25 protein-coding genes are annotated in these 25,812 nt (G+C 72.6%); 10 read left to right on the top strand and 15 right to left on the bottom strand.

Features of this window, described 5'->3' with window-relative positions; all coding sequences use genetic code 11:
- Window positions 1-9: 9 nt before the first annotated feature.
- The gene (locus GE115_RS15310; protein WP_312855236.1) at window positions 10-1,110 is read right to left on the bottom strand and encodes a LacI family DNA-binding transcriptional regulator; all 1,101 of its coding nucleotides are present in this window, start codon (window positions 1,108-1,110) and stop codon (window positions 10-12) included.
- A gap of 148 nt (window positions 1,111-1,258) precedes the next feature.
- On the opposite strand from GE115_RS15310, the gene GE115_RS15305 reads away from it, so the two are divergent.
- Together GE115_RS15305 and GE115_RS15300 are read left to right on the top strand one after the other, a co-directional pair.
- On the top strand, window positions 1,259-2,272 hold the full coding sequence (locus GE115_RS15305) for a hydroxyacid dehydrogenase (protein ID WP_153685641.1): 1,014 nt from the start codon (window positions 1,259-1,261) through the stop codon (window positions 2,270-2,272).
- A 54-nt stretch (window positions 2,273-2,326) separates the two neighbouring features.
- A complete protein-coding gene (locus GE115_RS15300; protein ID WP_153685640.1) occupies window positions 2,327-2,938 on the top strand; it encodes a class I SAM-dependent methyltransferase in 612 nt (203 codons plus the stop codon).
- 174 nt (window positions 2,939-3,112) lie between these two features.
- On the opposite strand, the gene GE115_RS15295 is transcribed toward GE115_RS15300, so the two are convergent.
- Window positions 3,113-4,216, bottom strand: a complete 1,104-nt coding sequence (locus GE115_RS15295; RefSeq protein ID WP_153685639.1) for a trans-sulfuration enzyme family protein — start codon at window positions 4,214-4,216, stop codon at window positions 3,113-3,115.
- Window positions 4,217-4,292: 76 nt separating this feature from the next.
- On the opposite strand from GE115_RS15295, the gene GE115_RS15290 reads away from it, so the two are divergent.
- On the top strand, window positions 4,293-4,988 hold the full coding sequence (locus tag GE115_RS15290) for an NAD-dependent deacylase (protein WP_312855235.1): 696 nt from the start codon (window positions 4,293-4,295) through the stop codon (window positions 4,986-4,988).
- A gap of 22 nt (window positions 4,989-5,010) precedes the next feature.
- On the opposite strand, the gene GE115_RS15285 is transcribed toward GE115_RS15290, so the two are convergent.
- Both GE115_RS15285 and GE115_RS15280 read right to left on the bottom strand, forming a co-directional pair.
- Complete coding sequence (locus GE115_RS15285) at window positions 5,011-6,036, bottom strand: hypothetical protein (protein ID WP_153685637.1); 1,026 nt, start codon at window positions 6,034-6,036, stop codon at window positions 5,011-5,013.
- Window positions 6,037-6,039: 3 nt separating this feature from the next.
- Entirely contained in the window at window positions 6,040-6,513 is a 474-nt protein-coding gene (locus GE115_RS15280; protein ID WP_153685636.1) for an NUDIX hydrolase, read from the bottom strand.
- 185 nt (window positions 6,514-6,698) lie between these two features.
- Between GE115_RS15280 and GE115_RS15275 the strand changes: the two genes are divergently transcribed.
- Together GE115_RS15275 and GE115_RS15270 are read left to right on the top strand one after the other, a co-directional pair.
- Entirely contained in the window at window positions 6,699-7,340 is a 642-nt protein-coding gene (locus tag GE115_RS15275) for an SDR family oxidoreductase (protein WP_153685635.1), read from the top strand.
- A 98-nt stretch (window positions 7,341-7,438) separates the two neighbouring features.
- Window positions 7,439-7,645 carry a hypothetical protein gene (locus tag GE115_RS15270; RefSeq protein ID WP_153685634.1) on the top strand — a complete coding sequence of 69 codons (207 nt, stop codon included), beginning with the start codon at window positions 7,439-7,441 and terminating at the stop codon, window positions 7,643-7,645.
- Window positions 7,646-7,670: 25 nt separating this feature from the next.
- Here GE115_RS15270 and GE115_RS15265 read toward each other — a convergent pair whose 3' ends face one another.
- Window positions 7,671-8,687, bottom strand: coding sequence for a PHP domain-containing protein (locus GE115_RS15265; RefSeq protein ID WP_153685633.1), 1,017 nt, complete (start codon window positions 8,685-8,687; stop codon window positions 7,671-7,673).
- A 161-nt stretch (window positions 8,688-8,848) separates the two neighbouring features.
- On the opposite strand from GE115_RS15265, the gene GE115_RS15260 reads away from it, so the two are divergent.
- Window positions 8,849-9,151 (top strand): DUF1540 domain-containing protein, encoded by a 303-nt coding sequence (locus tag GE115_RS15260; protein ID WP_153685632.1) that lies wholly within the window; start codon window positions 8,849-8,851, stop codon window positions 9,149-9,151.
- 12 nt (window positions 9,152-9,163) lie between these two features.
- Here the strand turns inward: GE115_RS15260 and GE115_RS15255 are convergent, their stop codons facing one another.
- Window positions 9,164-9,964, bottom strand: a complete 801-nt coding sequence (locus tag GE115_RS15255; protein WP_153685631.1) for an MBL fold metallo-hydrolase — start codon at window positions 9,962-9,964, stop codon at window positions 9,164-9,166.
- Window positions 9,965-10,024: 60 nt separating this feature from the next.
- Here GE115_RS15255 and GE115_RS15250 point away from each other — a divergent pair, with 60 nt between their 5' ends.
- The 4 genes from GE115_RS15250 to GE115_RS15235 all read left to right on the top strand — a co-directional run bounded on the left by GE115_RS15250 (window position 10,025) and on the right by GE115_RS15235 (window position 14,549).
- Window positions 10,025-10,753 carry an NUDIX hydrolase gene (locus GE115_RS15250; RefSeq protein ID WP_153685630.1) on the top strand — a complete coding sequence of 243 codons (729 nt, stop codon included), beginning with the start codon at window positions 10,025-10,027 and terminating at the stop codon, window positions 10,751-10,753.
- A gap of 49 nt (window positions 10,754-10,802) precedes the next feature.
- Entirely contained in the window at window positions 10,803-12,290 is a 1,488-nt protein-coding gene (locus tag GE115_RS15245) for a lipase maturation factor family protein (RefSeq protein WP_312855234.1), read from the top strand.
- Between the two features lie 123 nt (window positions 12,291-12,413).
- Window positions 12,414-13,391, top strand: a complete 978-nt coding sequence (locus tag GE115_RS15240) for a serine/threonine-protein kinase (RefSeq protein WP_172979960.1) — start codon at window positions 12,414-12,416, stop codon at window positions 13,389-13,391.
- A gap of 9 nt (window positions 13,392-13,400) precedes the next feature.
- Window positions 13,401-14,549, top strand: coding sequence for an AI-2E family transporter (locus GE115_RS15235; RefSeq protein WP_153685628.1), 1,149 nt, complete (start codon window positions 13,401-13,403; stop codon window positions 14,547-14,549).
- Here GE115_RS15235 and GE115_RS15230 read toward each other — a convergent pair.
- The 9 genes from GE115_RS15230 to GE115_RS15190 all read right to left on the bottom strand — a co-directional run bounded on the left by GE115_RS15230 (window position 14,546) and on the right by GE115_RS15190 (window position 25,810).
- Complete coding sequence (locus GE115_RS15230) at window positions 14,546-15,352, bottom strand: CPBP family intramembrane glutamic endopeptidase (protein WP_153685627.1); 807 nt, start codon at window positions 15,350-15,352, stop codon at window positions 14,546-14,548. The genes GE115_RS15235 and GE115_RS15230 overlap by 4 nt on opposite strands.
- Window positions 15,353-15,669: 317 nt before the next feature.
- Window positions 15,670-17,262 carry a peroxidase family protein gene (locus GE115_RS15225; RefSeq protein WP_153685626.1) on the bottom strand — a complete coding sequence of 531 codons (1,593 nt, stop codon included), beginning with the start codon at window positions 17,260-17,262 and terminating at the stop codon, window positions 15,670-15,672.
- 130 nt (window positions 17,263-17,392) lie between these two features.
- A complete protein-coding gene (locus tag GE115_RS15220) occupies window positions 17,393-18,673 on the bottom strand; it encodes a sugar ABC transporter permease (RefSeq protein ID WP_153685625.1) in 1,281 nt (426 codons plus the stop codon).
- Complete coding sequence (locus GE115_RS15215) at window positions 18,670-19,422, bottom strand: ATP-binding cassette domain-containing protein (protein ID WP_153685624.1); 753 nt, start codon at window positions 19,420-19,422, stop codon at window positions 18,670-18,672. The genes GE115_RS15220 and GE115_RS15215 overlap by 4 nt, the downstream gene beginning before the upstream one ends.
- Before the next feature lie 112 nt (window positions 19,423-19,534).
- A complete protein-coding gene (locus tag GE115_RS15210; protein ID WP_312855233.1) occupies window positions 19,535-20,605 on the bottom strand; it encodes a sugar ABC transporter substrate-binding protein in 1,071 nt (356 codons plus the stop codon).
- Window positions 20,606-20,839: 234 nt separating this feature from the next.
- Window positions 20,840-22,177 carry a GNAT family N-acetyltransferase gene (locus GE115_RS15205; protein WP_312855232.1) on the bottom strand — a complete coding sequence of 446 codons (1,338 nt, stop codon included), beginning with the start codon at window positions 22,175-22,177 and terminating at the stop codon, window positions 20,840-20,842.
- 236 nt (window positions 22,178-22,413) lie between these two features.
- Window positions 22,414-23,295, bottom strand: coding sequence for a sugar phosphate isomerase/epimerase family protein (locus GE115_RS15200; RefSeq protein ID WP_153685621.1), 882 nt, complete (start codon window positions 23,293-23,295; stop codon window positions 22,414-22,416).
- Window positions 23,292-24,563 carry a dihydrodipicolinate synthase family protein gene (locus GE115_RS15195; RefSeq protein ID WP_153685620.1) on the bottom strand — a complete coding sequence of 424 codons (1,272 nt, stop codon included), beginning with the start codon at window positions 24,561-24,563 and terminating at the stop codon, window positions 23,292-23,294. The genes GE115_RS15200 and GE115_RS15195 overlap by 4 nt, the downstream gene beginning before the upstream one ends.
- Complete coding sequence (locus GE115_RS15190) at window positions 24,563-25,810, bottom strand: Gfo/Idh/MocA family protein (protein WP_153685619.1); 1,248 nt, start codon at window positions 25,808-25,810, stop codon at window positions 24,563-24,565. Before GE115_RS15190 ends, GE115_RS15195 begins: the two co-directional genes overlap by 1 nt.
- Window positions 25,811-25,812 lie beyond the last annotated feature (2 nt).

Genomic DNA, 25,812 nt, shown 5'->3' with positions numbered 1-25,812 from the left:
GGTCGCCGCTCAGCCGCTGCGCCGCGAGGACGCCCGGATGATCAGCTCGGGCAGCGCCTGCACCCGCTGCACGGGGCGATGCGGGCCCTCGTCGAGCCGCGCCAGGAGCGTCTCGACGGCGAGCCGGCCGATGTGCGCCTTGGGCGGCCGGAGCGCGGTGATCGGCGGCTCGCCGCTCTCGGCGATCTCGTCGTCGTAGGCGACGATCGCGAGGTCCTCGGGGATGCGCAGGTCGCGATCGAGCACGTGGTGCTCGAGGTGGATCGCCTGCGGATCGGAGTGCACGAGGAGTCCGGTGGTGCCGGTCGCGAGGCATCGGTCGACGAGCTCGGCGAGGTTGCCCTCGCGCTGAGCGCTGTCGAGGTCCTCGATCGTGAACTCGAACGAGGCGTCGGCGTCGAGCCCGAGGTCGGCGAGGCCGCGCGCCCACCCGCTGCGCAGGTGTTCGGAGGTCGGCGACGCACGCTGCAGTGCGAGGGCCATGCGGCGGTGGCCCTCCTGGTACAGGTGGTGCACCGCCAGGATGGCGCCGAACTCGTGGTCGGTCGTGACCCACTCGAGCCGCTGCAGGGCGAGCGCGCTCGGCGACCGGCGCTCGACGAGCACGACCGGGATGTCGAGCCGCTCGAGCCAGGTCAGGATCGCGGCGCCGTCACGCCCAGCGGTCTCGGGGCCGACGACCAGGCCGTGGACCGAGCCCGAGTCCACGAGCGCCGCGATCTGGCGCCGCTGGTCGGCCGGGTCGTACGAGGCGCCACGGAGCACGAGTTGCGCCTGCGCCGCGCTCGCGGCCGCGCGCGCTCCCGAGACGATCTGCGGCCAGTAGTAGCTCAGCGACGGGGCGACGAGGCCGATGCGGTATCGGGCGTGCCCGCCGTCGGCGGCCCTCGGCACGGTCCGGTCGAGCGGACTGCGCAGGGTCGCTCCGCCGTGGACCCTCGTGACGAGGCCCTGGTCGGCGAGGGCGCCGATGTCGCGGCGCACGGTGATCTCGGTGACCCCGAGCTGGTCGGCGAGGTCGCGCACGGTCACGGCTCCGCGCAGGCGCAATTCGTCGAGGATGCGCTCGCGTCGCTCGATCGCGAAGCGCGGCAGGCGTGCGTCGTTCACGGCCGGGTGAGGGTCGGCGTCATGCGGGCTCCGAATGCTCCTTTTGGATCGACGGTGATCGTTCGTGATCGAATGCTTCCACCGCGATCGATGGAGAGTATTCACTGTTCGTCAGTCCCGACGCAAGCACTCGATGAGGAGCCCGCACATGAGCCACGCACGTCCCGCCGCGCTGATCGCGATGCAGCCGGAGGTGTTCGCGCTCCAGTTCGACCCGCATCGGCTCGGGCGCCTCGAGCAGCTCGTCGACCTGCTGCTTCCGGGCATCGCCGACCTGGACGACGCGGCGACCGCCGGAGTCCTCGGCCGGGTCGAGGTGCTCGTCACATCGTGGGGAGCGCCGGCCCTCACGGCCGACCGACTCGACCGGATGCCGGCGCTGCGCGCCGTGTTCCACGCAGCGGGCACGGTGCGGCCGCTCACGACGGACGCGTTCTGGCACCGTGGCATCCGCATCACGAGCGCGGCGGACGCGAACGCGATCCCGGTGGCGGAGTTCACGTTCGCGTCGATCGTGCTCGCCGGCAAGCGCGCGCAGTTCCTCGCCCGCGAGCCGCGCGCCCACCTCGGCGACCGGGGTGGGAGGTTCGACCCCGGCTCCTCCTCCAACCTCGGCCGTCGCATCGGCATCGTCGGGTTCAGCCGGATCGGCCGCCGCGTCGCGACCCTGCTCCGCCAGCTCGACGAGGTCGAGGTGCTCGTCGCCGACCCGTACGCCGACCCCGACGAGGTCGCCCGCACCGGCGCCCGGCTCGTCGAACTCGACGACCTGCTGCGACGCGTCGACGTGCTGAGCCTGCACGCGCCCGAGCTGCCCGCGACGCGCGGCATGATCGGCGCCCGCGAACTCGCGCTGCTCCGCGACGGTGCCACGCTCGTGAACACGGCCCGCGGCAGCCTCGTCGACACCGACGCCCTCGCTGCCGAGTGCATCGCCGGCCGGCTCGACGCCGTCCTCGACGTGACCGATCCCGAGCCGCTGCCCGCCGACTCGCCGCTGCTGGCGCTTCCGAACGTCTCGCTCACGCCGCACATCGCCGGCTCGCTCGGCACGGAGACCCGCCGGATGGCCGACTCCGCGATCGGCGAGCTCGAGCGCTTCACGCTCGGCCTCCCGCTCGAGCACGAGGTGCGCGTCGAGGACCTGGGGGTGCTCGCGTGACCGCCACGACCGCCGAGCCTTGACGCACCCGCCGCGGCGTGGTCGCATGGACGGATGCCCGCCGACCCGCGCCCGCTCATCGACGATGACCGGCTCGACGACCTCGAGCGCGAGGTGCTCGGGCGCGTCCGTGGGCGCGTGCTCGAGATCGGGGCGGGCGACGGCGAGAACTTCGGCGCGTGGCATCCCGACGTCGACTGGATCGGGCTGGAGCCCGATGCCGATCGCCGCGTGGAGCTCGCGACGCGGGCGCGCGAGTGGCGCCACGAGGGCGCGCCGCTCGACGCGGTCGCCGAGTCGATTCCGCTGCCGGATGCCTCGGTCGACGCGGTCGTCGGCACCTACGTGCTGTGCTCGGTGACCGACCTCGACGCCGCGCTCGCCGAGGTGCGCCGCGTGCTCGTGCCCGGCGGCCGGGTCGTGTTCGTCGATCACGTGATCGCGCCGCCCCGCACGGTCAAGCGCGTCGTGCAGCGCGTCGCGACGCCGTTCTCGCGGCGACTCTGCCACGGATGCCACTGGGACCGCGATCCCGAGGCGGCGCTCGAGGCGGCGGGCTTCACGGGCGACGACGTGCGTCGACTGCGCGTGCGCTCGGCGCCCTTCGGTCCGATGCCGGTGCTGGTCTACGACGGGCACGCGACACCCGCTCCGCCGGTCGGGTAGCGCGCGACGGAGGAGCACGCCCCGTGGGGCGTCCTGATGGCGCGGGAGCCTGGTATGCCTCCGGAAACCGGGAGAACAGTATCCGGCGGATACTCGGATACCGGGTTCGCCAGAGGGATCACGCCGCCGGACGACCGGCGCGCTGCCCCGCTACCCCGCTGCCCCGCAGCCCCGCTACCCCGCGACCGCGTCGAGCGCCTGCAGCAGGTCGGCGGCGAGGTCGTCGGCGTGCTCGAGTCCGACCGAGAGGCGCACGAGGCCGGCGGGGATCGTCTCGGCCTCGGCCGGCCAGCGGCGACGGCGCTCGAACGTCGACTCGACGCCGCCGAGGCTCGTCGCGTGGATCCACAGGCTCGTGCGCCCCACGAGCGCGTCGGCCGGCTCGGCGCCGTGCAGCACGATCGAGACGATGGAGCCGAAGCCGGGGTAGCGCACCTCCGCGAGCGCCGGATGCCCGGCGAGCCGTTCGACCAGCGTGCGCGCGGTCGCCTCGGCGCGGTCGAGGCGCACCGGCAGGGTGCGGATGCCGCGCAGCGCGAGGAACGCGTCGAACGCCGACGGGATGGCCCCGCCGAGCGAGCGCCGCCCGACGATCGCGTGGGCGTAGTCGTCGTCGGTCGCCACGACCGCGCCCATGAGCACGTCGCTGTGGCCCGAGATCGACTTCGTCGCCGAGTGCACGACGAGGTCGGCGCCGTCGGTGAGCGGGCGTTGTCGCAACGGCGTCGCGAACGTGTTGTCGACGGCGACGAGCGCGCCGTTCGCGTGCGCGCCGGCGCTCAGCGTGGCGATGTCGGCCACCTCGAGCGCGGGATTCGTGGGGGACTCGAACCACAGCATCGCGGCGCCCTCGGTCGCCGCGATGACCGCATCGGTGTCGGTCAGGTCGACCCAGCGCACCGAGATGCGACCGGATGCCTCGCGATCGGCGAGCTGCCCGACGGTCCCGGTGTACGAGTGACGCGGAGCGACGACGATGCCGCCCACCGGCACGAGGTCGAGCACGGCCGCGATCGCCGCGATGCCCGACGCGAACGACACGCACCGCCCGCCCTCGAGCGCGCCGAGGGTCTGCTCGAACGCCGTCCACGAGGCATTGCCGTACCGGCCGTACTCGAGGTCGCCGCCCGCGACGTACGTCGACGTGAGGTGGATGGGCACGTTCATCGGCTGGTCGGGAACGTGCGCCGGCCGACCGGTCGTGACGACCACGGTCTCGGGGTGCAGGTCGGCGCGCAGGGCGGGGCGGGGGGCATCCGCGTGGTGCTCGGTGGGCATCTGTCGAGCGTAACCCCGCCCGCTGCGACCGGTCGTCCCGGTTACGCGTCGTGCAGCGGCGACGCACAATGGGGGAGTGCGGATCGTGGTGTTGACCGGGGCGGGCATCTCCGCCGAGAGCGGCGTGCCGACGTTCCGCGACGCCGACGGGCTCTGGGAGGGCCACCGGGTGGAGGACGTCGCGACGCCCGAGGCGTTCCGCCGCGACCCCGTGACCGTCCAGCGCTTCTACGACGAACGGCGACGGGCGGTCGCCGGCGTCGCACCCAATGCGGCCCACCGCGCGCTCGCGCGGCTCGAGCAGCGGCTGGGCGACGACCTGCTCGTCGTCACGCAGAACATCGACGACCTGCACGAGCAGGCGGGGTCGCGCCGCGTCGTCCACATGCACGGCCGGCTCGACACCGCGCTGTGCGAGTCCTGCGGCGAACGCCTGGGCATCGCACACGACCTCGCCGACGATGCGACCTGCCGCGCCTGCGGCGTGACGGCCCTGCGCCCCGACGTCGTCTGGTTCGGCGAGCTGCCCTACGAGCTCGACCGCATCGACCTCGAGCTCGCGGCCTGCGACCGGTTCGTCGCGATCGGCACGTCGGGCGCCGTGTACCCGGCGGCGGGCTTCGTGCTCACCGCCGCGTCGTTCGGGGCGTCGACGCTCGAGCTCAACCTCGTCGAGAGCGACGTGTCGCTGCTGTTCGACGAGGTGCGCCACGGGCTCGCGAGCATGCTCGTGCCCGCCTGGGTCGACGAGGTGCTCGCGGCGGTCGGCTGACGCCGGTCCGGCCGACGCCTGCTCAGTCGAGCTCGGCGCGCAGCTCGTCGGCGGCGGCCCGCGCCTCGTCGGCGGATCGGGCCGCGCGGTCGTGCTCGCGCTCCAGCGGCCGTACGGCGCGCTGCGCCTCCGCGAGCGCGCGCTCGGCCTCCGCCAACTCGGCCTCGAGCTCGCGGACGCGGTGTTCGAGGTCGTCGCGCGCCGCCGAGGCGCGGTCGGCCAGTTCGCGCGCTTCGTCGAGGCGTTCGGATGCCTCGGCCTCCGCCTGCTCGGCCGCCTCCGCGCGTTCCTCCGCCTCGGCCGCCTGGCGCTCGGCGCGTTCGCGCTCGGCCTTGCGGCGGGCTGCGAAGCGGGCGTCCTCCTCGGGCGCGTCGGGCACGGCGACGGGGCCGCCCCGCCCGCCGCGTGCTGAGGCGCCGCGACCGGACGCGGCGTCGTCGGCCTCCGAGCCCTCGGCGCCCGCGTCGGCGTCCGCGTCAGTGCCCGACCGCCGTCGCCGCGACCCGGATCCGGCGGCGCTGCCAGAGGCTCGCCCGACGGGCCCGCCCGCGACCGCGCCGTCGAGGTCGACCTCGGTGCCGACGGCCTCGAGGCCGCGCACGAGCCGGCCGCTGCGGACGGCCGCGGCGGCCGCGGCATCCGTCAACGCCGCCTGCAGCGTCTCGGCGACCTCGTCGAGCGTCGACCCGCGCGCCGGGTGCCCGAGCTCGTCGGCGAGCGCCCCGGCCTGCCGGGCCATGGCCCCGACGAGCTTCCGGCGCTCGCGTGCGAGCTGCGTGAGTGAGGCGGCGTCGAGGTCGGCCTGGGCGGCGCGCAGCTCGTCGCCCAGGGCGAGCAGGTCGTCGAGCTCGTCGGCGCGGTGCCGAACGAGCTGGTTGACGACCCACGCGACGGCCGAGGGCTTGCGCAACTCGCCGATCTTCGCGGCGAGCGCGCGGTCGTCGGGCTTCAGCTGCTTCGCCCGGGCGTTGCGGGCGGCGGTGAACTCGTCGGGCGCGAGCCCGTACAGCTCGTCGGCGACCCGTGCCAGCGCGTCATCGTCGGCCATGGGCTACCGCCCGCCGAATCGCTCGGCGACCGCGTCGAGCACCGGGCGCTGGCCGGCGACGAGCAGCGGTCGCGCGGCGGCCGACGTCACCCACTCGGCCCGGTCGACCTCGGGGAAGGCCTGCATCCGACCCGACCGCGGCGGCCACTCGAGTTCGAACGTGTTGCTCGCGACCTCGTCGACCTCGAACCCGGGCGCCTCGAGCGCGAAGACGCGCAGGCGCTTGCCCGACGAATACCTGAACTCGCCGAGATCGACCTCGGCGCCCTCGGGGGCGGGCGTACCGATCTCCTCGAGGAACTCGCGGCGCGCCGCCGCGGCGGGAGCTTCGGACCCGGGGTCGTACTCGCCCTTCGGCACCGACCACGACGCCTCGGGCTTGCGCGCCCAGAACGGACCGCCCATGTGCGCGATGAAGACCTCGAGGTCGTGGCCCGCGGCCCGCACGAGCAGCAGCCCGGCGCTGGTGACCGGCATGCGCTTCGCTACTGCTCCTTGGGAGCCTTGATCAGCGACCACAGCGCCGCGACGAGGAGCACCCCGCCGACCGCCCCGATCACGCCGAGCACGGACCAGATGACCTGTTCGATCTCCATCGACCCCTCCTTCGTGGACTCGCCTCATTCTGCCCCCGCGCGGCGCTCGACGGCTAGCGTGGGCTCATGGCCCGCATCGCGATCATCGGTGGACACGGCAAGGTCGCCCTCCGCCTCGAACGACTCCTCACCGAGCGCGGCGATCACGCCGACGCCGTCATCCGCAACCCCGACCATGCCGCCGACGTCGCCGAAGCCGGCGCGACGCCGATCGTGGCCGACGTCGAGCGCCTCGACGTCACCGCGCTCGCGACGCTGCTCTCGGGGCACGACGCCGTCGTCTGGTCGGCCGGTGCGGGCGGCGGCGACCCGGCGCGCACGTTGGCCGTCGACCGCGAGGCGGCCATCCGGTCGATGGATGCCGCCGAGCGCGCGGGCGTGCGCCGGTACGTGATGGTCTCGTACTTCGGCTCGCCCGACCGCACCATCCCCGAGTCGAATCCGTTCCACGCCTACGCCGAGGCGAAGGCCGACGCCGACGAGCACCTCGCCGGCACGTCGCTCGAGTGGACGATCCTCGGTCCGTCGAAGCTCACCGACGGCCCCGGCACCGGGCGCATCGACGCCCGGGCCGACGAGGCGGGCGAGGTGCCGCGCGACGACGTCGCGGCGGTCGTCGCGGCCGCGCTCGCCGACGCGTCGACGATCGGGCGGACGATCCGGTTCAACACGGGGTCCACGCCGATCGCCGACGCGATCGCCGGCTGACCGGCGAACGGATGCCACGTGCCGGCGCCCGCGTCAAGGCCGTTGCCGCGCGCCCGGGAACGCGGAACGCTCGGGGCATCCGAAGTCTGGAGGAACCCATGAGCGACCCGCTCAACCCGTGGGAGCAACGCGACCGGCTCGGCCCGACGGGAGACCTCTCCGAGGTGTCGACGCAGGAGATGGAAGCGCCGCGGCCACCCGAACCCGACACCGATCCGGCGGCCGACCCGAACGACCTCGATGCCGACAACGCCGTCGAGGAGGACACGCTGGAGACGCTCGACCCCGACAACCCGCCGGCCTGACCCCGGCATCAGCCGGTCTCGGGCGTCACCGCTTGCGGTGCGTCCATTCGAGGAGCCGATCGGCCTCCCACGTCGTGACGATGCGATCGGCGGGGATGCCCGCGCGCTCGGCGCGGGCCGCGCCGAGGCCCAGGAACCCGTAGTGCCCCGGGGCGTGCGCGTCGGAGTCGATGCTGAAGCGGCATCCGGCCCGCAGCGCGATCTCGATCAGGTCGTCCGGCGGATCCTCGCGCTCGGGGCGCGAGTTGATCTCGACCGCGACATCGTGCTCGGCGCACGCGGCGAACACGCGCTCGGCGTCGAACTCCGACTGCGGACGCGTGCCGCGCGACCCGCGGATGAGCCGGCCCGTGCAGTGGCCGAGCACGTTCGTGTGCGGGTCGGCGATGGCGCGGAGCATCCGCTTCGTCATCGCGGGCGCGGGGGCGCGCAGCTTGGAGTGCACGCTCGCGACGACGACGTCGAGCCGGCCGAGCATCTCGGGCGTCTGGTCGAGCGAGCCGTCTTCGAGGATGTCGACCTCGATGCCCGGCAGCAGGCGCACGCCGAGGCCGCCGTCGGCGTCGAGCGCCGCGACGATCTCGAGCTGCGACGCGAGCCGCTCGGCGCTCAGGCCGTTCGCGACCCGCAGGCTCGGCGAGTGGTCGGTGAGTGCGACCCACTCGAGGCCGACCGCCTTCGCGCCCGCGGCCATCGCCTGGACGCTCGTCGTGCCGTCGGACCACTCGGAGTGGCTGTGCAGGTCGCCGCGGATCTGCGCGGCGAGCCCCGTGCGCTCGGCGCCGACGCCGGCCTTCTCGCGGAGGTCGGCGAGGTACGGCGGCACGCGGCCCGCGGCGGCCTCGACGATCACCTCGTACGTGGTCGCGCCGATGCCCTCGAGCCTGCGCAGCCGCCCGTCGGCGATGCGCGCCGCGAGTTCGTCGTCGCCGATTGGCTCGATCGCGGCCGCCGCCTTGCGGAAGGCGCGCGCCTTGTAGGGGTTCGCGAGCTCGCGTTCGAGCAGGCTCGCGATCTCGTCGAGGGCCGACCGGGCGTCCATGCCCCCATCCTGCCCGAGCGCCGCAGGTGAGGCTAGCCTTACCTGAAAACCGCCGCTGACCGGCCAAAATGTCGCATGTCGGCCTTCCGGTCGGGCGTCGCGAGGCGTAGCATCGGCGCTACGCGAGCCGCAGCACCAGCGGCCTGACCCGGGAGGCCATCATGAGCATGACGCTCGACGAACTGCCCGCCGTCGCCGAGTGCTCGGTGACCGGATGCTCCTACAACGACCATTCCCACTGCCACGCCGCCGCGGTGACCATCGCCGGATCGGTCGGCGACGCCGAGTGCGCGACGTTCATCCCGCTCGGTGCGAAGGGCGGCCTCGACAAGGTCATCTCGCACGTGGGCGCCTGCCAGCGGTCGGAGTGCATCCACAACTCATCCCTCGAATGCACGGCCGCGGCCGTGCGCGTCGGACCCGGCGCCGAGGAGGCCGACTGCCTCACCTACGAGGTCGCCTGACGGGTTCGGCCGTCACTCCGCGCGCAGGTACGTCAACTGCGCGCGAACGGATGCCTCGGCCGCCGCTCGCACGCTCGTGTCGACGTCGGCGTACACGAGGTCGGTGACGGCCTCGGGCGAGGCATCCGTGCCGAGTTCGGCGAGCGCGGCGCGAACCTGGTCGAGCCGTTCCGCGCGGTGCGCGAGGTAGGCCTCGCAGATCGCCCGGAGGTCGGGCAGCACCGGGCCGTGGCCCGGCAGCACCGGGACCTCGCCGCGCTCGCCGAAGGCGCGGAGCCGTTCGAGCGACGCGAGGTAGGGGCCGAGGGCGCCGTCGGGGTCGACGATGATCGACGTGCCCCGACCGAGCACCGTGTCACCCGTGAGCACGGAGCCGTGCGCGCCGTCATCGGGCAGCACGACGCACATCGAGTCGGCCGTGTGGCCGGGCGTCGCCCAGATCTCGAGCGTCAGGCCCGCGGCCTCGATGCGCTCGCCGTCGACGAGCGGATCGGCGCCGATGCAGAGCTCGGGTCCGATCGCGCGCACCGGCGCGCCGGTCAGCTCGGCGAACGCGGCGGCGCCCGCGGTGTGGTCGAGGTGGTGGTGGGTCAGCAGGACCAGCTCGACGGGCCCGGCGGCGGCCAGCGCGCGCAGGTGGGACTCGAGCAGGGGACCGGGGTCGACGACGACGGTGCCCGTCGATCCCGGTGCGCGCAGTACGTACGAGTTGGTGCCGTCGAGGGTCATCGGTCCGGGGTTCGGCGCCAGCACGAGGTGCGCCGAGTCCGAGACGGGAACGCCGATGGCGAGCGGGTCTGCGGGGTGCTCCATGACCGGCAGCCTACGCGGGCGCGCGTGCGGGCGTCGGGGGCTCGACCTAGGGTGGAGCGCATGGACCGCGATCTCGAGTCCCTGACCCGTGCGACGACGCGCGGCTTCGCCGCGACCGTGGTGCTGCTGCGCGACGGCGAGCTCGGCGTCGAGGTGCTGCTGGCCGAACGCCCCCGTGACGGCGGCTCGTTCGCCGGGGCCTGGGTGTTCCCGGGCGGCGTCGTCGAGCCCGGCGACCTCGACGGCGACGAGCCCTCGAGCGAGGCGGTCGCGCGCCGCACGGCCGCGCGCGAGACCGAAGAGGAGGTCGGGCTCGTCGTCGAACCCGACGCCCTCGTGCCGTTCTCGCGGTGGACCCCGCCGGCCGGCTCGCCCAAGCACCTCGTGACGACCTTCTTCGCGGCCAGGGCGCCCGGCGGCGAGCTGCGTCCGGCGGCGGCCGAGGTCGCCGAGGTCGAGTGGCTGCGACCCTCCGACGCGCTCGACCGGCACGCGGCGGGTGCGCTCACGCTCTGGCCGCCGACCTTCGTCACGCTGCACGGGCTCCAGCACGCGGCATCCGTCGACGAGGCGCTCGACGAGCTGCGCGGGGGAGAGGTGCGGCCGTACGTCTCGCGCTTCACCTCGCACGAGCGCACGACCCTGCTCTGGCAGGAGGACGCGGCGTTCGACCCCGAGGCCGAGCACGCCGATCATCCGGCGGTGCCCGACGAGGCGCCCGACGCGCATGGCAACCGGCATCGGCTCATGATGGACCGGCTGCCGTGGGTGTACCTCAACCAGTTCTAGGCGGGCAATGGGCTGTCGGCCCCGACGACGCCCGGCGTAGCGTGGCCCCGTGGAGCTCGACTGGCTCGACTGGCTGAACGCCCGCGACTATGTCGTCGCGCGCGAGATCCTGCAGCGCGGCGTCGCGGCCCTCGCCGTGATCGCGTTCGTCTCGACGCTGAACCAGTTCCGGCCGCTGCTCGGCGAGCATGGCCTGCTGCCGGTGCCGGCGCTGCTGCGCGCCGCGGGCGGGCGCCTTCGCGGGCCGAGCGTGTTCCGGTGGTGGCGGTACACCGATCGGCGGCTCACGGTCGTGTGCTGGGTCGGCATCGTGCTCGGGGCATCCGTCGTCGGAGGCCTCCCGCAACTCGCCCCGCCGTTCGTGCCGCTCCTCGTGTTCCTCGTGCTGTGGCTGCTGTACCTCTCGATCGTCGTGGTCGGCCAGACGTTCTACGGCTTCGGCTGGGAGATGCTGCTCTGCGAGGCGCTGTTCACCGTCGCGTTCCTCGGCTCCGTGCACGAGCCGCCGCCGCTGACCGTCCTCATCGCGGTCTGGTGGCTCGTGTTCCGGCTCGAGTTCGGCGCCGGCATGATCAAGGTCCGCGGCGGCCGCGAGTGGCGCGACCTCACCGCGCTCATGTACCACCACGAGACGCAGCCCATGCCGGGGCCGCTCAGCCGCCAGGCGCACCTCCTGCCGCCCTGGTTCCACCGGCTCGAGGTCGTCGGCAACCACGTCGCGCAGCTCGTGGTGCCGTTCCTGCTCTTCGTGCCGGCGATCGGCGGCGTGCCCGTCGGCTCGATCGCTGCGGCGGTCATCATCCTCACCCAGCTGTGGCTGGTCGCGACCGGCAACTTCGCCTGGCTGAACTGGATCACCGTCGTGCTCGCGGCGGGCGCGATCAGCGACTCGGCGTGGTGGGCGGTCATCCCGGGGCTGTCGGCGGCGGCGGACCCACTTGCATCGTCGGCCGAGGCCGCGGGCATCCCGGTCTGGTGGGCGGTCGTCGTCGTCGCGGCCTCCGTGCTGTTCGCCTGGCTCGCCGTCGCGCCGATCCGGAACCTCTTCTCGAAGCGGCAGCTCATGAACGCGAGTTTCAACCGGTTCCTGCTCGGCAACGCGTACGGCGCCTTCGGCACCGTGACCAAGCGGCGCATCGAGATCGTCGTCGAGGGCACGGCCGCCGCCGATCCCGGCGACCCGGATGTCACGTGGCTCGAGTACGCGTTCAAGGGCAAGCCCGGCGACGTGCGGCGGATGCCAGGGCAGTTCGCGCCGTATCACCTGCGACTCGACTGGCTCATGTGGTTCCTGCCGCTCGGTCGGATGTGGGAGCCCTGGTTCGAGGCCTTCCTCGTGCGCCTGCTCGAAGCCGACGCCCCGACGCTTCGGCTGCTGGCGGGCGATCCGTTCGCGGGCGAGCGGCCGACGTGGGTGCGTGCGCGGGCGTACCGGTACCGATTCACGACGCGGGCCGAGTTCCGCGAGACGGGCGATCGCTGGGTGCGCGAGCTCGAGGGCGAGGTCGTCGGGCCCGCGTCGCTGCGTGACACCTAGCAAGTGGTCGGGCCCGCCGCAAGGCCCGGTGGGTGACGGTGGCGCTCGTTAGGCTGGCCCGAACGCATGGGACCTCCCGTGCACGACCGGGCGACACCCGGAGTGTTCGAAACCGGAGAAACCGTGAACGACCTGAATCACCTCGGCAGCGCGCCAGGCGAGCTGGGGTACGACGCCGCACCGACCGACGGCGGCCGCTACGACGCGAGCACGCTCATCGGCTCGGGCGGCATGGCCGATGTCTACCTCGCCCGCGACACGCAGCTCGGGCGCGAGGTCGCGGTCAAGGTGTTCCGCGGCGGGGAAGAGACCGTCTCCGATCGCGCACGCCGCGAGCGCGAGCTGACGCTGCTCGCCGACCTCAACCACCCGGGCCTCGTCGCCGTGTACGACGCCGGGTTCACCGGCTCCGAGCAGGCGCCGCGCCGCTTCATCGTGATGGAGTACGTCGCGGGGCGCTCGCTTGCGCACCGCATCGGCCGGGGCCCGCTCAAGCCGCGCCAGGTCGCCGAGATCGGGGCGCAGATGGCCGACGCGCTCAGCTACGTGCACGGCCGCGGCGTCGTGCACCGCGACGTCAAGCCCGAGAACATCCTGCTCGGCGACGAGCCGGCCCTGGGGTACTCGGTCGTCGCGAAGCTCGCCGACTTCGGCGTCGCCCAGTTCATCGACGGCTCCCGGCTCACCGGCGACGGCTCGATCATGGGCACCGCCGCGTACATCTCGCCCGAGCAGGCCCGCGGCGACGAGGTGGGCGGGCCGAGCGACGTCTACTCGCTCGGGCTGGTACTGCTCGAATCGCTGACCGGCGAACGCGAGTACAGCGGCTCCGCCATCGAGGCCGCGCTTGCTCGGTTGCAGCGGCCGCCGGCCGTACCCGACGACCTCGCGCCCGAATGGCACGAGCTGATCGGGCCGATGGTCGCCGACGATCCGGCATCCCGCCCGACGGCCCACGACATCGCCGTGACCGCGCGCGAACTCGCGCAGAGCCTGACGACGTCGGCGAGCGGTGGCCACACCGATCGCCGTCGCCGAGAGCGCGTCCCGTCCGACCGGCGCGCCGGTCGGCTCTGGGGCTCGCGGGGCCGGCGCAAGTAACGTTCGGATATGGCCGTCTTCCGTCGCATCCGCACCCCTCGTCAGGCTGCGAGCCTGCCCGAGCCGGCTCCGGTCGCCGCCGTGACCGGAGAGGCCGACGCGCGCACGCCGGAGGTCAAGATCCGCGCGTTCCGCATCGGGTTCGTCGGCGCGCTCGGCGTGCTGCTCGCGCTGCTGCTCGGCGGCATCGTCGGCCAGCTCGGCACGGTCATCCTCTACGTCGCGCTCGCCCTGTTCCTCGCGCTCGGACTCGACCCGGTCGTGAGCTGGCTGCAGCGGCGCGACCTCCCGCGATGGCTCGCCATCCTGCTCGTGTTCGTCGTCGTGATCGGCCTGTTCGTCGGCCTCATCGCGACGCTCGTGCCGATCGTGGTCGAGCAGACCAAGATCATCATCGAGGACTGGCCCGACATCGTCGCCAACGTCCGCCACGGCGACTTCGTCGCGTGGTTGAACTCGCTGACGGGCACGGGCGATGCGATCGGCGAGGCGATCACGGCGGCGGGCGACTGGCTCGCCGACCCGGCGAACCTCGGGTCGCTCGGCGGCGGCCTCCTCGCCGTGGGCGCCGGCATCGCGGGCGGGTTCACGGGCGCCGTCATCGTGCTGATCCTCACCCTCTACTTCCTCGCCTCGCTCGACTCGATGAAGCGCTACGCCACGCGCTTCGTTCCGGCCAGCTCGCGCGGCAAGTTCCGCGAGGTGTCGAACGAGATCACCGGGTCGGTCGGCCGATACGTCATCGGCCAGGTCTCGCTCGGCGCGATCAACGGCGTGCTGAGCCTCATCTTCCTGTCGATCATCGGGGCGCCCGCGCCGATCCTGCTCGCGTTCATCGCGTTCCTGTGCTCGCTGATCCCGCTCGTCGGCACGCTGACGGCCGCGGTGATCATCTCGCTCGTCTGCCTCGCGGCGTCGCCCGTGACGGCCCTCACCGCGGCGATCTACTACCTCGTCTACATGCAGGTCGAGGCGTACGTGCTCAGCCCGCGCATCATGAACCGCGCGGTCGCGGTGCCCGGCGCGCTCGTCGTCATCGCCGCGGTCGCGGGCGGCACGCTCGGCGGCGTGCTCGGCGCGCTCGTCGCCATCCCGGTCGCCGCGTCGCTCATCACCATCATCGAGAAGGTCGTCTTCCCGAGGCAGGACACGATCTAGGCAGTCTGCGCCGAGCCGGCCGGGATGCCCCGGCGGCTCACGAGCCGTCCCGCCCGGTGGGCGACCAGGAGGAGCACCGCCGTGGCGGCGGAGCACACCAGGACGGCGACCACGCTGGCCTCGGGCCCGAACGCGCCGCCCGTGAGCCATGCGGGGCCCGTCGTGACCGCGGTGACGAGCGCGTCGCGGTCGCCGCTGCCCGAGACGACGGTTCCGAAGATCGCGGCGATGGTGACGTTCCAGCCCAGGTGCAGGCCGATCGGCAGCCACAGCGATCCGGTGGCGACGTAGGCGGCGCCGAGCAGGAGGCCGGCCTCGATCGCGATCGCGACGGCGCCCCACACCGTCGCGCCGGGGTTGACGAGGTGCACGAGCCCGAACAGCACGGCCGAGACGCCGAGGGCGAGCCAGGTGCCCCATCGTCGCTGCGTGAGCCGGAAGATCACGCCGCGGAACAGCACCTCCTCGGCGACCGCCACGGCGACCATCATGCCGACGAGGCCCAGCACCCCGGCGATCGAGCCCCAGCCGGTGACCCGGTAGGCCCCGACGAGGGCGAGCACGGCGATCGTCACGGCGGCCAGGCCGAACCCGCCCAGGAGGCCGAGGAGCAGGCCGCGGCGCGCACCCCGCCGATCGAGTTCCGGCACGGGTCGACGCTCGATCCGGGTCGACGCGAGCCGGTAGAGCCACAGCATCAGCACCGCGAGGGCCGGACCGATCACGAGCGCGGCCACCGGGTTCGACAGGGCGGACGCGATCGAGTTCGACACCAGCATCACGGCCGCGAACCCGACGATCATCACGGTTGCCTGCAACCACCCTCGTGCTGGGGATTGGGCGGGTGCATGGTCGGTGGTCGGTGTGGGATGCGTGTCGGCAGCGGGGTTGGCGTGCATGGTCGATGCTCCGTTCTCGGTGGGATGCGGAGCACGGTACGGATGAGTCGACGGCCGGGGCATCACCCCATGGAGTGGAGTCGATCTGGCTCTCCCGGGTGATGTGCCGCGCACCCTACCGCTCGGCGAGTCGCTCGAGGAGGGCGGCAGAGCGCCGGCAGAGCCGGCAGCGGCGTGACCCGCTCGCCGGATCAGGCCGGTTGCTGCGCCGCCTGAGCCTCCTACGCCCGGAAGATCCCGTTCAGCGCGGGAACGTCCTCGGGCACGCCGGCGGCGTGCAGCAGGTCGACCACCTCCCACTGGGGGCGCAACTCGACGCCGCGGTCGGCATCGCGCACGTCCGACACCTTCTCGAACATCGGCTGCCCGTCGACGAGCTCGCTCCCCGGCGTCCAGTGCGGCGCGCGGTTGAGGTACGAGAACGGGTCGCCGCGCAGCAGGCCCGAGAAGACCGCGGCGACGAGCGTCGAGCCGACCGCGCCCAGGCGCTCGCCGTCCTGCTGCACCTGCGCCTCCTTGAGGATGTAGACCCAGAGGGACTCCTCCATCGGGTGCTCGATCGGCATCGGCTCGATATGCAGCGCCGTGGCCACCTCGGTCGCGGGCGGCAGCTCCATGCGCCAGCCGCGCTTGATGTTGAGCTCGGCCAGCGGGTTGGTGACGCCGGGTCCCGCCGGGATCGCGAAGACCGAGCGCGACAGATGCGTGTCGATCTTGTGCGCGAGCTGCGGGAACGGCGTCGGCGGGCCCTTGCGCGACGACACGAAGTCGAAGTACCAATCCCACTGGAGCGTGTGCTTCTCGGGGAGCGCGCGCCCGCCGCGGAGGTCGGCCGGCCCGGCCGTCACCGCATGCGCGGCGGGCACCGGCGGCGCCGCGAAGATCGGCTTGCCGAACTCGTGGCCCACGCCGTTCTGCACCGGGAAGTTGATCTGGTAGCCGCCGCGGATCATCGAGTGCCCGAACCGGTACGCCGCCACCGAGAACTCGACCGGCATGAACGGGTTCTCCGACCAGTCGTAGACGTCGTCGAGGCCCCACGTCACCGAGTAGCGCGGCCCGGTCCCGTCGCCGCCGTCGTCGTCGATCGTGAGCGCCTTCGCGAAGATCGACCCCTCGGTGATCCGGGAGACGAAGTCGTTCCAGACGACGTACTGGTAGAACCACACGGTGATGCGCTGCGCCTCGAGGAACAGTTTGCGGCCGGCCGTGGCCGGCCCGGTCGCGGCATCCGCCAGCTGCTGCAGGATGCGGTTGTGCAGCTGCGCGAACGCGAGCTGCAGCTGGCTGACGATGACGTTCTCGTCGTTGCGGGGGTCGCCGATGATCGCGACGCCGTCGGCGTTGCGCTGCAGGTCGGGCTCGACGAACGAGGTCGCCTGCCCGCGGCCGATCCGCAGGAACCCGGCGAACCCGTCATGGAGCACCCGCTGCTGGTCGTAGAGGTACGGCTGGTCGTCGGGACCGCGGCCGTACAGGCTGTCGAGGTCGAGCCGGGGCGAGCGGAAGTTCTGCAGGCCGTCGGGGTCGTTGTGCTTCGTCAGCGACGACTGCGGGTCGAAGGTGATGTCGTGGTCGACGAACTGGCCGAGATAGGTATATCCGACCGGCATCGCCGAATCGGGCGGCGTGTCCTCGGCGAACATCTCGGTGACGGCGAACTCGTGGATGGCGACCTGCTTCTCGAGGTCGCCCGCGCCCGGCGGTTCCCACACCGAGAAGCCGCGGCCGAACAGCCGTCCGAAGCGGCCCTCGTGGCTTCGCGAGTGCGGGACGCTGAGCGGCACGATGGAGTGCGCGGCGGCGTGTCTCATGATCTTCCCCCTGATCGAACGGATCGATGACGGGGAGGACGGTACGCCGGGCACCGACCGTCGACAGGGGCGTGCGGACGGATGGCCCGCATTTCAGGGCCTGCCCTGAGACGCGGGCCTCCCGCCCGGATCAGGTCCGCAGGATCGCCCCGCCGGCCCGGTGCCGCGACACCGCGTCGACCGTGGCGGCGAGGATCAGCACGCCGCCCGTGACCGCGTAGTTCACGCCGGCGGGCAGGTTCAGCAGGCCCAGGCCGTTCGTGATCACCGCGATCACGAGCGCGCCGATCGCGGCGTGCAGCAGCCGCCCGCGCCCGCCGAACAGGCTGACGCCGCCCACCACGGCCGCCGCGACGCCGCTCAGGACCAGGTCGCGTCCCGCGGCGGCATCCACCGAACCGACCTTGCTGATCATGAACAGGCCGGCGACGACCGACAGCGTCGAGCAGACGATGAACGCCGTCCAGCGGATGAGCACGACCTTGATGCCGGCGCGGCGCGCGGCCTCGGCGTTGCCGCCGATCGCGTAGATGTACCGGCCGTAGCGCGTGCGGTCGAGCACGAAGGTGCCGAGCCAGAGGATGACCAGCACGATGGGCACGACGATCGGCACGCCCTGCACGGCCTTGACCGACTGGCCGCGGTCCTGGTTGAGGATGTACACCGCGATGCCGCCGAGCGCGGCGATGACGCCGAGCTTGATCCACACGAGCGCGATCGCGCGGTTGGGAACGCCCGCGCGCGTGCGGCGCGCGCGATCCCAGAACGAGGTGCCCGCCGACACGGCGAGGACGACGACGAGCATCGCCCAGCCGCCCCAGACCGGCAGGTTCGAGTTCTGGATGGCGAGGATCTCGGGGATCTGCACCCGGTAGAGGCCGCCGGAGCCGATGATGATCAGCTCGAAGCCCTGCAGGCCCAGGAACAGGCCGAGGGTCACCACGAACGATGGAATGCCCACCCTCGCCACGAAGAACCCGATGAAGGCACCGATCGCGATGCCCGCGATGAACGCCACGGCGAGGGCGGCGATCCAGTTGAAGCCCTGCACGTTGACGAGCACGATGAAGATGCACATCGTCACGCCTGCGGTGACGCCGGCCGAGAGGTCGATCTCGCCGAGCAGGATCACGAACACGAGCGCCATGCCCAGCATGACGAGCGTGGCAGCCTGGGTCATCAGGTTCGCGAAGTTGCGCTCGGTGAGGAAGAACGGGCTCAGCACCGAGAACATGACGCTGAGGACGATGAACCCTCCGACGGCCGGCAGCGCGCCCATCTCGCCGCCGCGCACGCGCTGCAGCCACGCGCGCACCTGGTCGCCGACGCCGCCCTCGACGCCGCTGCCGATGAGGTCGCCCGCGATGGGGTCGGGGGAGGCGTTCGTGCGCTCCGCTTCTCCGGTGGTCATGCGGCGCGGCCTCCCTGGCTCCTGGTGCCCGTGATGTAGCCGACGACCTCGTCGCGCGTGGTCTCGGCGACCTCGAGCGACGCGACCATCTGGCCGAGGTAGAGCACGCTGACGTGGTCGGCGACCTCGAACACGTCGGCGAGGTTGTGGCTGATGATGATGACCGCGACGCCCTGCTCGGCGAGGCGCTTGACGAGTTGCAGCACCTGCTCGGTCTGCGCGACGCCGAGGGCCGCGGTCGGCTCGTCGAGGATGACCAGCCGCGCCTTCTTCAGCACGGCGCGCGCGATCGCGACGGTCTGCCGCTGGCCGCCCGAGAGGCTCGACACCTTCTGCCGCACGCTCTTCACGGTGCGCACCGACAGCGAACGCAGGGTCTCGGATGCCTCGCGCTCCATGAGGCCCTCGTCGAACGTGCCGAACCCCGTCTCCTCGCGGCCGAGGAACATGTTCTGCACGATGTCGAGGTTGTCGCAGAGCGCGAGGTCCTGGTAGACGACCTCGATGCCCAGCCGCGAGGCGTCGCGCGGGGTGTGCAGCGCGACCTCCTCGCCGTCGAATCGCACCACGCCCGCGTCGTAGGGCTGGACGCCCGCGAGGCCCTTGATGAGGGTGGACTTGCCGGCGCCGTTGTCGCCGACGAGCGCGGTGACCCGGCCCGGGAAGGCCTGCAGGTCGACCCCCTTGAGCACGCTCACGGGGCCGAAGCTCTTCTGCACCCCGCTCAGTTCGATGAGTGGCACATCCATGCCGGTTCCTTTCAGACGACGCTGTCGGCTCCCAGTGTGGCACCGGGAGGGAAGGACGGAGGGGACGACGCGAGGCCCCGGGCCTGCGGCCCGAGGCCCCGCGCTGCCGGGATCACCCCGCGTCGATGCCGAACTCCTCGCACTTGGCCGCGACTTCGCCGTCGCAGACCTCGGCGGCGTCGGCGTCGCCCGCCTCGATCACCGTGACGACCTCCTCGGGTCCCACGAGGATCGGCGTCACCGCGATGTACGGCGTGCCGTCCTCGAGCTCCTGGTCGGCGGTGGGCGTCTCACCCTCGAGCAGGGCCACCGCGAGCTCGACGGCCGCGTCGGCCTCGAGCTTGATCGGCTTGTAGACCGTCGCGGTCTGCTTGCCGAGCAGCACGTTCTGCAGGCCGGCGACCGAGGCATCCTGCCCGGAGACCGGAACGGTCAGCCCGTTCTTGTCGAGCACCGTGATGACGCCCGCGGCGTTGGTGTCGTTGGCGACCCACACCGCGTCGACGGTGCCGCCGAGCCCGGTGAGCGCCTGCTCGAAGTTGGTGGCCGACTCGTCGCCGTCCCAGACCCCGGGCGGCTCGGCGGCCGGCTTGATGCCGGCGCCCTCCATGACCTCGACCGCACCGTCGTGGAACATCGCGGCGTTGCCGTCGGTCGGGTCGCCGCCCATGTAGACGACCTTGGCGGTGGCCGGGTCCTTGCCGGCGGCCTTCAGGCCGTCGACGATCGCCTGGCCCTCGAGGCGGCCGACCTCGACGTTGTCGAACGAGACGTAGTAGTCGGCGCCCTCGATCGGGCGGTCGTAGGCGATGACCGGGATGCCCTCGGCCTTCGCCTTCTCGGCGACCGCGGCGCCCGCGCCGTTGTAGTCGACGAGCAGCATCACGCCGCAGCCCTTGCTGAGCTGCTGGTCGGCGATGGTCGCGTACTTGCCCGTGTCGCCCTGCGCGTTCTGGATGTCGGTCTCGAAGCCGGCATCGGCGAGGCCGCTCTCGAGGTACGGGCGGTCGTTGTTCTCCCAGCGCGGCGAGGATGCCGCGTCGGGCAGGATCACGCAGGCGCGCGTCGCGGCGGCATCGCCGCCGTCGTCGCCCTCGCCGCCACCGCCGCTGGAACAGGCTGCCAGCAGCATCGCCGAAACACCGGCGATCGCAGCAGCAGAGACCAATGAAGTCTTCTTCACGGCTCTCCCCTTCATCAGGTGAGGTCGACCCCTCCGGGTTCCGCCGTCTTCATCGGCGGCGGCACGGCCCATCTTGGTGCGCGCGCGAGCGCTCCGGTAGGCCACTTTGATAACGGTCACATAACTCACTTACCGGTCAGTAAGTGGTGACCCCCGTTCGGGCGACAGGCGGATGCCACGCGGCACGCGCTTTCCCGTGGTCGCGCTCACATTGGCCCAACGGCGAGGAACGGCCTAGAACCAGATGCTCAGCTGCGGCGCCTTGCGGGTCGCGAACATCGCGTCGGCCAACTCGAGCGCGCCGGCGTCGCCGATGCGGCCCGCGCGGGCCAGCGTCGAGGGACGCACGTCACCGAGGAGGATCGCGCCGAGTTCGGGAACGCCGAGCCGGATGCCGCCCGCACGGCGGCTGCGGCGCGACGACGACGGCGAGGCCTCGGATGCCTCGACCCGGCGCACCTCGGCGCGCCCGCCGTTCGAGACCTCGAGTTCGAAGGTGCCAGCGGCATGGCCGAGCGGGTCGTCGACCTCCAGCGTGAGCGAGCCCGCAACCCCGTACCGGCGCGTGCCGAGCGCCGCGACCGGGTCGAGCACCCGCACCCAGAGGTGATCGAGCACCTCCTCGACCGACACCGCTCGAGGATCCTCGAGCAGCCAGGGCAGGGGCTCCTCGACCGAGCGCAGCGTCCCGCGCACGGAGCCGATGAAGTCGACCTCGACGAGGGCTCGCCACAGGGCGCGCTCGGCGTCGTCGGTCGCCGCTGCCATGAAGTCGAACTCGAGCACGCCCGGACGGTCGGGCTCGCGCGTGATGCGGTAGGTCACGAAGCCCTGCGTCTCGCCGTGCTGGTCGTCGTAGCGGATGGCGCGGGTGCGGCGTGCGCCCTCGGACTCGGGGTCGATCAGGCCCAGCACGCGGTCGAGCAGGACCGGCCATCGGTCGATCTCGCCGGGCGTGCGGGCCACCGCGCGGCGGATGATCTGCGGGGCCGCGTCGCGCAGCGACCGCGGGTCGACGAGGTGCGTCCGGCCCGGGGCATCCGGCCCCTTCCACACCGCCCGCCGGCGGTCGACGACGACCGTCGCCGCGCGTGCGGCGGGGGAGAAACCGAACCGGCCGTAGATCGTGGCCTCGCTCACCGTCAGCACGGCGACCGCGGCTCCGGCTTCGACGGCGTCGCGGAGCTCGGCCTCGACCATGGCCCGGGCGATGCCGCGGCGCCGGTGCGTCGGTGCGACCGTCACCGAGCTGATCGCCCACGCGTCGACGCTGCGCCCGCCCGGCATGCTGAGTCCGGTCGGCCAGCTCGAGATCGTCGCGACGGGGATCGCCGGCTCGGCCCCCGTCGGGTCGTAGACGCCGTGCACGCGGCGCTCCGCGAAGATGCGCCGTTCGTGCTCGAGGTCGGACTCGGTCGGCCGCAGGTGATGGAAGCCGCGCTGGTCGGCCTGCGCCCACGCGTCGAGCCCGGCGCGGTCGGACGGATCGACCGATCGGTAGCCGAGTCCGCGTGCGGCGAGTGCGGCCTCGGACCGCCGGTCCACGGGCTGGTTGCGAAGGTCGAAGGGCACCGATCCAGCGTAGCGATGCCGGCTGGGAACCGGGCGCCGCAGGAGCTGCGACCGTGGTCTCCGACGAGGGCAGCGTGCAGGCGGCGGCCGACGAGCGCCTCGGCGCCGGTGCGGAAACAGGATGAGACGCGTCATACCCGTGTATTGCGGTATTGCGGGGTGTAGCGCATCTCATCCTGTTTTCCCGGGGCGGGAGCCGCCCCGTCTGCAGGCCGATCGGGTCGGTGCGGCGCCGCCTACGCGCCGGCCGGCACCGAAGCGAGGTGCGGTGCCACCGCGGCGTCGAAGGTCTCCGCCGTACGGCGGGCCACCTCGGCCCACGGGGCATCCCAGATCTGCTGGTTGAAGATCTCGACCTCGATGTCGCCCGCGTAGCCGGTCGCCTCGACGGCTCGCGTGAACGTGCCGAAGTCGATGACGCCGTCGCCGGGGTAGTGCCGGCTCAGCAGGACGTCGGCCGGCAGGGGCGTCGCCCAGTCGCACACCTGGTATGTCGCTATGCGTCCCTCGCGGCCGGCGCGCTCGATCTGCGCCTCGGCCTCGGGGTCCCACCAGATGTGGAACGTGTCGACGGTGACGCCGACCGTCTCGGGCGCGAACGGCGCCGCGAGGTCGAGCGCCTGCTTGAGCGTCGAGACGACGGCGCGGTCGGAGGCGTACATCGGGTGCAGCGGCTCGATCGCGAGCGTCACCCCGGCGGCGGATGCCTCGGGCGCGAGCTCCTCGAGCGCGTCGGCGATACGGGCGCGAGCGCCGACGAGGTCGCGCGAGCCCTCGGGCAGCCCGCCGGCGACGAGCACGAGCACTGCTCGCGAGCGGGGCGCGCCGGCCGCGGCGAGGGTGGCCGTCTCCGCGATCGCCCGGCGGTTCTCGTCGATCGAGGCCCGGCGCGCCGCGCCCTCCTCCATGGTGAAGAAGCCCTGGCGGCAGAGTGTCGACAGGCGAAGGCCCGAGTCGGCGAACCGCTTGGTCGCCTCGTCGAGCCCGAGTTCGGCGACCGGCTCGCGCCAGAGCCCGACCGACTCGTAGCCGGCGTCGAGCAGCACGCGCAGCGAATCCTCGAACGGCGCGTACTTGATCGTCGCGACGTTCATCGACAGGCGGGGGTGGGCGGTCATGCGGGCAGCTCCGAGAGGTCGATCGGGTCGGATGCGGAGGGCGCGGCGGGCTCGGGCGCGGGCGCGGCGTCAGGCACGTCGTCTTTCGCCGTAGCGGCCTCCGTCGTCGCGGGCTCGACGCCGTTCAGCGTGAGCATCGCGTGCCAGCGGGCCGCCGCCAGCTCGGGCCGCTCGAGCGCACCCGATGCGTTCGCCAGTTCGACGATCCGTGAGAGGTGCGGCAGGCTGCGCGCGGCGTGCAGGCCGCCCACCATCTGGAACGCCGCCTGATGGCCGTTCAGCCACGACAGGAACGCGACCCCCGTCTTGTAGTAGTACGTCGGCGCGGCGAAGACCTGCTGCGAGAGCGGCTCGGTCGGCGCGAGGATGCTCCGGTACCCCTCGACATCGCCGGCGTCGAGCGCCTGGATCGCGGCCGAGGCGTTCGGCGCCAGGCACGAGAACGCACCGAGCAGCGCGTCGGAGTGGCCCAGGTCGTCGCCCTCGATGAGGCCGACGTAGTGGAAGTCGTCGCCCGTGAACATCCGGGCCGTCCCGGGCAGGCGGCGACGGACCGCGATCTCGGCGTCGGCGTCGAGCAGGCTCATCTTCACGCCCTGCACCTTGGTCGGGTCGTCCTCGATGATCTCGAGCAGGGTCTGCGACGCGGCATCCGAGTCATCCGAACCGAAGTAACCGGCCAATGACGGATCGAACGCCGTGCCGAGCCAGTGCAGCACGACCGGCGTGCTCGCCGCCGCGAGCACCTCGCGGTAGACGCGGCGGTAGTCGTCGGCGGACTGCGCGGCGCGCGCGAGGTGCCGGCTCGCCATGAGCACGACACCGGCGCCCGCGTCCTCGGTCTGGTGCAGCTGCTGCTTGTAGGCATCGATCACGCGGTCGAGCGGGATGTGCTCCTCGTCGACGTGGTCGGTGTTGACGCCCACGACGAGCTTTCCGCCGACCGACGCCGCCTCGGCGGCGCTCCGCGAGATGAGCTCGCGGGTCGCGGCCGGGTCGAGGCCCATGTTGCGCTGTGCGGTGTCCATCGCGTCGGCGACGCCGAGGCCCCACGACCACACGTGGTGGCGGAACGCGAGCGTGGCATCCCAGTCGATCTCGGCCGGCTCGCCCGGCGTGTTGTCGGCGTGCGCCTTCGGCACCACGTGCGCGGCCGCGTACGCGACGCGGCTCGCGAGCGGATGCCGGGGCTTCTGGAACGCGGGCGCCGCGTTCAGGGCGACGGATGCCACGCCGCCCTGCGCGTCGAGGAGGGTCAGTGCCGTCATCAGCGGAGCCCGGCGAGCTCGGTCGCGAGGTCGGCGCCCGCCGCGCTCGCGTCGCCGGTGGTCACGGGCGCGGTCGGCACGTCGACGACGGGGATCTCGACACGACGGCCCTCGGCCGACGAACGGAGGCCCGCCTCGGCGAGCAGCACGCCGCGCGCGCCCGCGAGGAAGTCGTAGTGGTTCGGGGCGTCTTCGACCACGTGGCGGATGAACTCCTCCCACTGCGTCTTGAAGCCGTTCTCGAACTCGCGGTTGCCGGGGCTCTCGATCCAGTCGCCGGCGTAGTCGTGCTCGTCGGCGAGGTCGGGGTTCCACACGGGCTTGGGCGTCGCGTTGCGCGGCTGGATCTTGCACCCGAAGAGGCCCACGACGGCCGAGCCGTGCGTGCCGTCGACCTGGAACTCGACGAGCTCGTCGCGGTTGACGCGCGTGGTCCAGCTGGAGTTGAGCTGCGCGACGACGCCGCCCTCGAGCTCGAAGATCGCGTACGCGGCGTCGTCGGCGGTGGCGGGGTAGCGCTCGCCGCGCTCGTCGACGCGCTCGGGGATCTCGGTGACGGCCTTCGCGTAGACCGACTCGACCCGGCCGAAGAGGTTCTCGAGCACGTAGTTCCAGTGCGGGAACATGTCGACGATGATGCCGCCGCCGTCTTCGGCGCGGTAGTTCCAGCTCGGACGCTGCGCGGGCTGCCAGTCGCCCTCGAACACCCAGTAGCCGAACTCGCCGCGCACGCTCAGGATGCGGCCGAAGAAGCCCGAGTCGATGAGGCGCTTGAGCTTCTGCAGGCCCGGCAGGTAGAGCTTGTCGTGCACGACGCCGTTCTTGATGCCGGCCTCCTCGGCGAGGCGGGCGAGCTCGAGCGCCTCCTCGAAGGACTCGGCCGTCGGCTTCTCGGTGTAGATGGCCTTGCCGGCCGCGATGGCCTTCTTCAGCGCGGCCGCCCGGGCCTTGGTCACGAGGAAGTCGGCGTAGATCTGCCAGCGGTCGTCGGCGAGCGCCTCGTCGAGGTTCGTCGTGTAGTGCTCGATGCCGTGCTCGGCGGCGAGGTCGGCGAGCTTCTTCTCGCTGCGGCCGACGAGGATCGGTTCGACCTGCACGCGCGTCTCGCCGTCGGCGAGGAGCACGCCGCCCTGCTCGCGGATCGCGAGGATCGAGCGCACGAGGTGCTGGCGGTAGCCCATGCGGCCCGAGACGCCGTTCATGATGATGCCGATGGTCTGCGGGGTGGTCTGGGGCTGCTCTGCCATGG

Origin of the sequence: Agromyces agglutinans (genome assembly GCF_009647605.1) — a bacterium.
GTDB classification, from domain to species: Bacteria; Actinomycetota; Actinomycetes; order Actinomycetales; family Microbacteriaceae; genus Agromyces; species Agromyces agglutinans.
This window is presented reverse-complemented; position numbering and strand designations above follow the sequence as displayed.

Bases quoted from the DNA above. Each gene is read 5' to 3' on its own strand.
- GE115_RS15250 (WP_153685630.1), top strand. From the start codon at position 10,025: ATGGACCGCGATCTCGAGTCCCTGACCCGTGCGACGACGCGCGGCTTC.
- GE115_RS15220 (WP_153685625.1), bottom strand. From the start codon at position 18,673: ATGACCACCGGAGAAGCGGAGCGCACGAACGCCTCCCCCGACCCCATC.
- GE115_RS15305 (WP_153685641.1), top strand. From the start codon at position 1,259: ATGAGCCACGCACGTCCCGCCGCGCTGATCGCGATGCAGCCGGAGGTG.
- GE115_RS15255 (WP_153685631.1), bottom strand. From the start codon at position 9,964: ATGGAGCACCCCGCAGACCCGCTCGCCATCGGCGTTCCCGTCTCGGAC.
- GE115_RS15235 (WP_153685628.1), top strand. From the start codon at position 13,401: ATGGCCGTCTTCCGTCGCATCCGCACCCCTCGTCAGGCTGCGAGCCTG.
- GE115_RS15225 (WP_153685626.1), bottom strand. From the start codon at position 17,262: ATGAGACACGCCGCCGCGCACTCCATCGTGCCGCTCAGCGTCCCGCAC.
- GE115_RS15190 (WP_153685619.1), bottom strand. From the start codon at position 25,810: ATGGCAGAGCAGCCCCAGACCACCCCGCAGACCATCGGCATCATCATG.
- GE115_RS15260 (WP_153685632.1), top strand. From the start codon at position 8,849: ATGAGCATGACGCTCGACGAACTGCCCGCCGTCGCCGAGTGCTCGGTG.
- GE115_RS15280 (WP_153685636.1), bottom strand. From the start codon at position 6,513: ATGCCGGTCACCAGCGCCGGGCTGCTGCTCGTGCGGGCCGCGGGCCAC.
- GE115_RS15270 (WP_153685634.1), top strand. From the start codon at position 7,439: ATGAGCGACCCGCTCAACCCGTGGGAGCAACGCGACCGGCTCGGCCCG.
- GE115_RS15215 (WP_153685624.1), bottom strand. From the start codon at position 19,422: ATGGATGTGCCACTCATCGAACTGAGCGGGGTGCAGAAGAGCTTCGGC.
- GE115_RS15300 (WP_153685640.1), top strand. From the start codon at position 2,327: ATGCCCGCCGACCCGCGCCCGCTCATCGACGATGACCGGCTCGACGAC.
- GE115_RS15295 (WP_153685639.1), bottom strand. From the start codon at position 4,216: ATGCCCACCGAGCACCACGCGGATGCCCCCCGCCCCGCCCTGCGCGCC.
- GE115_RS15285 (WP_153685637.1), bottom strand. From the start codon at position 6,036: ATGGCCGACGATGACGCGCTGGCACGGGTCGCCGACGAGCTGTACGGG.
- GE115_RS15275 (WP_153685635.1), top strand. From the start codon at position 6,699: ATGGCCCGCATCGCGATCATCGGTGGACACGGCAAGGTCGCCCTCCGC.
- GE115_RS15195 (WP_153685620.1), bottom strand. From the start codon at position 24,563: ATGACGGCACTGACCCTCCTCGACGCGCAGGGCGGCGTGGCATCCGTC.
- GE115_RS15265 (WP_153685633.1), bottom strand. From the start codon at position 8,687: ATGGACGCCCGGTCGGCCCTCGACGAGATCGCGAGCCTGCTCGAACGC.
- GE115_RS15200 (WP_153685621.1), bottom strand. From the start codon at position 23,295: ATGACCGCCCACCCCCGCCTGTCGATGAACGTCGCGACGATCAAGTAC.
- GE115_RS15230 (WP_153685627.1), bottom strand. From the start codon at position 15,352: ATGATCGTCGGGTTCGCGGCCGTGATGCTGGTGTCGAACTCGATCGCG.